The sequence below is a fragment of the Caballeronia sp. BR00000012568055 genome (genome assembly GCF_029439455.1).
Classification (GTDB): Bacteria; Pseudomonadota; Gammaproteobacteria; order Burkholderiales; family Burkholderiaceae; genus Caballeronia.
The window spans coordinates 4,685-9,497 of record NZ_JAQFVG010000365.1 but is presented as its reverse complement, the minus strand read 5'-3'; the positions used below and the strand labels follow the sequence as shown (position 1 = coordinate 9,497).

The 4,813-nt window shown below is 56.0% G+C and carries 5 protein-coding genes and 1 pseudogene; 2 read left to right on the top strand and 4 right to left on the bottom strand.

Going from position 1 to position 4,813, the window contains the following annotated elements; genetic code table 11:
• Positions 1-140 precede the first annotated feature (140 nt).
• From P7F28_RS33415 to P7F28_RS33405, 3 genes are all read right to left on the bottom strand, one after another.
• Positions 141-344: a hypothetical protein gene (locus P7F28_RS33415; RefSeq protein WP_277189651.1), complete on the bottom strand. Its 204-nt coding sequence runs from the start codon at positions 342-344 to the stop codon at positions 141-143.
• A 235-nt stretch (positions 345-579) separates the two neighbouring features.
• Positions 580-1,512, bottom strand: a complete 933-nt coding sequence (locus P7F28_RS33410) for a nucleotidyl transferase AbiEii/AbiGii toxin family protein (RefSeq protein WP_277189650.1) — start codon at positions 1,510-1,512, stop codon at positions 580-582.
• A 27-nt stretch (positions 1,513-1,539) separates the two neighbouring features.
• Complete coding sequence (locus P7F28_RS33405) at positions 1,540-2,283, bottom strand: type IV toxin-antitoxin system AbiEi family antitoxin domain-containing protein (RefSeq protein ID WP_277189649.1); 744 nt, start codon at positions 2,281-2,283, stop codon at positions 1,540-1,542.
• A 545-nt stretch (positions 2,284-2,828) separates the two neighbouring features.
• Here P7F28_RS33405 and P7F28_RS33400 point away from each other — a divergent pair.
• A complete protein-coding gene (locus P7F28_RS33400; RefSeq protein ID WP_277189648.1) occupies positions 2,829-3,296 on the top strand; it encodes a hypothetical protein in 468 nt (155 codons plus the stop codon).
• Between the two features lie 158 nt (positions 3,297-3,454).
• Positions 3,455-3,669 (top strand): annotated as a pseudogene (locus tag P7F28_RS33395) (hypothetical protein); the annotation flags it as partial.
• 89 nt (positions 3,670-3,758) lie between these two features.
• Here P7F28_RS33395 and P7F28_RS33390 read toward each other — a convergent pair.
• The coding region (locus tag P7F28_RS33390) for a hypothetical protein (RefSeq protein WP_277189647.1) at positions 3,759-4,813 on the bottom strand (1,055 nt) is incomplete at its 5' end.

Here is a 4,813-nt window from a genome sequence, read left to right as displayed (position 1 = left end):
TAGGCTTTGAAAGGCTTGAGCGGAGTGCGGGGAAACTTGCATGCACCGTTCTTAGGGAGCGGCGGCGCAGCAATGCGCCGCTGCTACCCGGCGACGCCGTCAACAAGTCGTGATTTCGCTGCCAGCGATCGTCGAGTCACTCAAAAAAGTTGGCGTTCGAGCAGCTGCAGATTGGTGAGCTTGACAGCGGTCAGGCGTTCCGAGCCATCGGGATGAATCGATCTAATCATCACGCGTTGGCCTCGTGCTTTACCCAGGACCTCGACGATGCGGTCGCCATAGCGCGTGATGGTGCCGCGCGGCGGCTTTCGCCTCATGATGTTGCGTTTGGAAGAGGAGGGCATAGACAGATCTTGCGACTGCGACGTAGGCATTAGGCCAAGCCCAATCCATCTACAAGTGGACTCGACCTCATGAATCCGGCAAGAGGCGATTGTGCGTCGCATCGCGGTTCGGAACTCGCCGCGTGCGTAATGAGCCTTTCGCGGTTCTGATCCAGAGGAGCACCCGGTTTTTTAGCACGCGGGCAGGCTGGGCGCTTCGAAAGAGGCAGCACCTCCATACGAGCGCTCTGTGCTGCTAAACGAGCGCGTCAAATCCCTGCTGCAGAAGCGCGGCTTGTTGAGCAAAACGAGACGAGTCTCGGGATCTGAGCTTGCTTAAGTTCTCCATTTTCCACCGGATTGCTGGAAGCTCAGGGAGGTGGTCGTACGGCATCAACAACCAATCAGGTTTGAGTTGGACGAGTGAGATAAGGAATTCTCGCTGCTCAGGGGTCAGCGCTCGCGGAAGATCATGATGAAGTCTGGTCTGCACATCGGTCAATAATTCGAGACTGACGGAATCGACCGTCATGCCGACAAAGCCCGCCTCATACTCGTTTTCAAGTGAACGGGGTTGCGCGAACAGAACTTCATGAACGGGTCGATTGTGCCCGGCTAGATAGCCGACGAAGGCTGCAACGAAATCGTCGTGCAGTCCGGTCGTGTCGTACATATGCTGCACGTCAAAGATGTCCCGCGGATGCTGGCGGTCGAGCGCGGCAACAAGCTTACTACCGTACAGTTCGGCATCAGATAGCGTCGGCACTTCGAAGTCGACGCGAAACATGCTTTGGGCTCGCGGTACCACGGTGCGCATCACCGTCGGGGAGAGCGTCCCCCGAAAAACATAATTCACTTCGACTTTGACCTGCGCGTTAGCAGAAGACACCGTCAGCTTCACATCGTCGCCCAGGTGCCTTCCACTAGCCGTCGCTACCGAAACGGTATGACCTTGTCGTTCAACCGCCTGCTTCACGCGCATCAGCTCGTCATTGATGATGGACAGGGCCTCCTTCCGATCGGGACCGTGGTCGCGCATGACCACGTCGATGTCAACCGAGAGACGAGGTAGGTCCTGAACAAACATGTTGAGGGCTGTACCGCCCTTCATGGCAAAGCGGGGCGTATCAAAAACGTCCGGTGTTATCGCCAGCATGAGCCGAACAGTATCCAGGTATTGGTTATTCATAGCGTTTTAATCCTGCGAGCCGCACGATTAAGCTTTCAAGGTGAATTTCGGAGCGTCCTTTCGACTGCTGGTCCATCGCCGACCGGGACCGAGCCGGTCAACATGTCGTTGCAGATCTTGACCCCACGCAAAGCCACTTGCTTGGCCGAGGTCGCGCACGAGTTTGACGACCTTCACGCGCGTGCAGTGTGAGAGGAGGGTGTCGAGGACCTTTGGCCGAAGATTGCGAAGCGAGGACACAAGGTTCAACGCCTCCTCCAACGGTTGACCTTTGGCGCGCCGTTTGCCGATATCACTGGCGAGCTCCAGCAACGCGCGCTCAGGCTCAGAGACAAGCACCGAAGGATCGCGATTGGGGAGGGCCGAAAGTGCTAAATCGCAGGGCATATCAGCGTCAAACAGGCGCGTGGTTTGGAATGTATAGGGCATGTATTCGTCGATCCATTCCGGCATCGCATGAGGTTGATCAGCCCAAAGGATGACGCGGTCTCGAAAGCTCAGGTTGTGACGCACGCCTTGCCAGTCCAGCGCGGTTTTTCCGCCCACGTGCAGGCCGGGTATCCGTATGCTCAAGTAGGCCATGATCCCGTTTTGCGTGGGTGTGTCGCCAACGAGCAAATAGGCTCCTTTAGACAAGCGCAGCAGCCACCCCGCCTTGACGAAGTACGTGGTCTGCTGGGCGCTGATTCCGCAGTCGCGCAGCATCTGCGGATCAAGCGGCTGCCCACGCGGGGCGACATCCATCAGGCGCTGTAGTGTCTTGCTTGCCATCGCTCACTCCATTGCATGATTTTATTCGTGTAACCGTTAGTTATCTGTATTTTGACGGCATAAATCATGCAAAAGTATCAAACTGATCCAGGGGTGACCTCGTTCACTGTCTACGAAATCACGGAGAATTGACAAGCAAAACAGCATGATTTATATGGATAAAGTATCACAAAATTTGTATTTTAGGCGAATAAATCATGCACTAATTGGTCACTGCGGAGCCTTTGATTGGCGTGCGAACAGAGCAACGTCACATGCTCGACGCGACGCCGCGTGACTACGCCGTTCATCATGAATGGTGTCGTACGTCGGACGCAGTGCCCGTAGCAGACAAAACCGCCTGATGCGCGGCTGACCCTTGGAGCCTCCACGAGTTCGTCTGGGCCAAGCGTTTGATGGTTTGCCCGGCGCACAGAGAAATCGGCTGAAAAGGCGTAGTCTGCTTGTAGGCGCTGGAGCTTCGGCGCATTGCACCGCTCATCTCTCGTGATGCCGCCGGCAAGCTCGGCCCATTACTTGGTCGGAGAGCTTCTTGACACGTCACCATGCCGAACAAACCCAAGCACGCGAAAAGCGGCCGCCGCGCTCCGCTGACCCGAACGCAGTTACTGCCGATCGCACCGACCACTGCACGCAAGTTTTCACTGGAAAATCATCTGGCGTTGGTGGCCATGCGCAATGGCCGAGGCAGTGCCGATTTTGCAAGCATACTCATCAAAACGCTGTACCTGACCTTTCTCGTATGCGAACGGGATCGGCTCTATCCGCCAATCGAAACGTATCTCGAAGCCGAATCGATCCTTCGGGCAAGCATTGACGATTTGGTAACGACGGACTCTTGGCAGATTGCCGACGTTCAGTGCGCGGCGATTGAACGGGTGTTGTGCACGCATGACGAGCAACTCGCGTCGACACCGCTTAATCGAATCGAGGTCGCGAAACGACGACTTGATCACATCCTGAAAGCAGGGCGTTTTCCGGATCTTGATGCGATGCACCGGATGCGTGGTTGAGACGCCGCCTCGGTCATGCGTGACGACGAGACATTGAGATCGCTAGCGCGCTGGGGAGTGAGACACTATCCAGATCTGCTCAATGGCTGCCTCTTGGCACGACTGTTTCCCGTTGGCGCGACTCGCAATTCTGCTGATCAACCAGGCTTAAAGAGAGTATGAATAAAGGAAAGACCAAACTGACCCAGCAGGACGCCGAGCGCCTTTTTGAAGGGCTGCCCCTGCAAGGTCGAACGTGTCCAAGCGGCCCGAAAATCCTTTTGAGCCGGTTGTACCGGACGTGCCTACGCCAGTCAAGCGCGGTGAGAATGAGTCAACCATCTGGAAAGACAATCTGATCACGCTTCCCATCGCGATCGAGTTGCCTCAAGGCTAAGATGTCTCATCGAGTATTGAAGAAAGGGACGATCTGAGCGGCATGCACCACCTCACTTCGGCGACTGTGCAGAGCGAGCCAACGTTCTACAAGCGAATTGCTTGCTGCAAAAGCTCAAGCGCTTTTAATTCGTCCAATCGTCCTGCGCGTGCTTTGCCAGCAAGTGTCTTGAGTAAAGCTTCGGCGATCGGCTCGATACCGTGAAGATTCTCGAGGCTGGTGATCGAAGTAATAGGCGAAGATGGGGCGTCTTGTTGCGGCAAACTTCGTTGAGGTACGGCCATAAACCTCGGTGAGCTTGCTTGCGGATCAATTTTGTCTGTAGTGGCGGCTTGACTTGGCGCTCCGGTAGTACCGGCGCTGGCGTCATTTTGAGCGCCGAGGGCGATCGCTGGCACGTCCCCGGCTGCAGTACCTGAGTGTTGGGCGATCGCATTGGCGCTCTGAAGTACGCCAGTGTTGTTTTTATTTCTAGGCGGCCGCCGGATTGGCTCGCGCTCGGTCGTTGTAGGCGCAACTGTCTCGTGTTGATCATCGGCCGATCGGCCCCGTAAAGCAGGTGCAAGCAAGCCAGACACGGACTCCGGAATATCATCCTCGGTGCGAGGCGTGTCCAGCCAGCCCGTGGGCAAGCCGAGGCGCTCCGTGAAGCGGTTTGCTTCGACTCCATCCAAGCGTTTTTTGCCGTAGAGCCGATGAGACATGTTGGAATCGCTCATTTCCATGACGACAGCAAGTCTCACCTTTGATCCTTTGCGGCTGGTGAGGGTATGAAGGTTTGCGCGTCGGACGCCTTCGAGAGCAACACCATCTATCAAGGGTAACGTCTGTTGATCGATCACGGTCGGTGATTTTCTGAGTGATGGTGAAGCTTTCTGCTGAGACGAGGCATGCTCAGGCTTTCGAGCCTTTGCGCCACCACTAGTTGCAGCGGCGCTGAGCGCCTTGCCTGCAGTCTTCTTTGGCATCTTTGCGTCCTCGGACGAGCTATCCATAAAACCTGTTTGATGATCGACATTCAAGAGTGGCTTACCCAGGTCTGCATCACGTTCGGAAGCTTCGTCCGTTCGCACGAATTCCAACGGTGATCTGAGGCGGGTGATGGTCTCGGGCGCAAGTGCCGGATGAGGATGATCAAAGA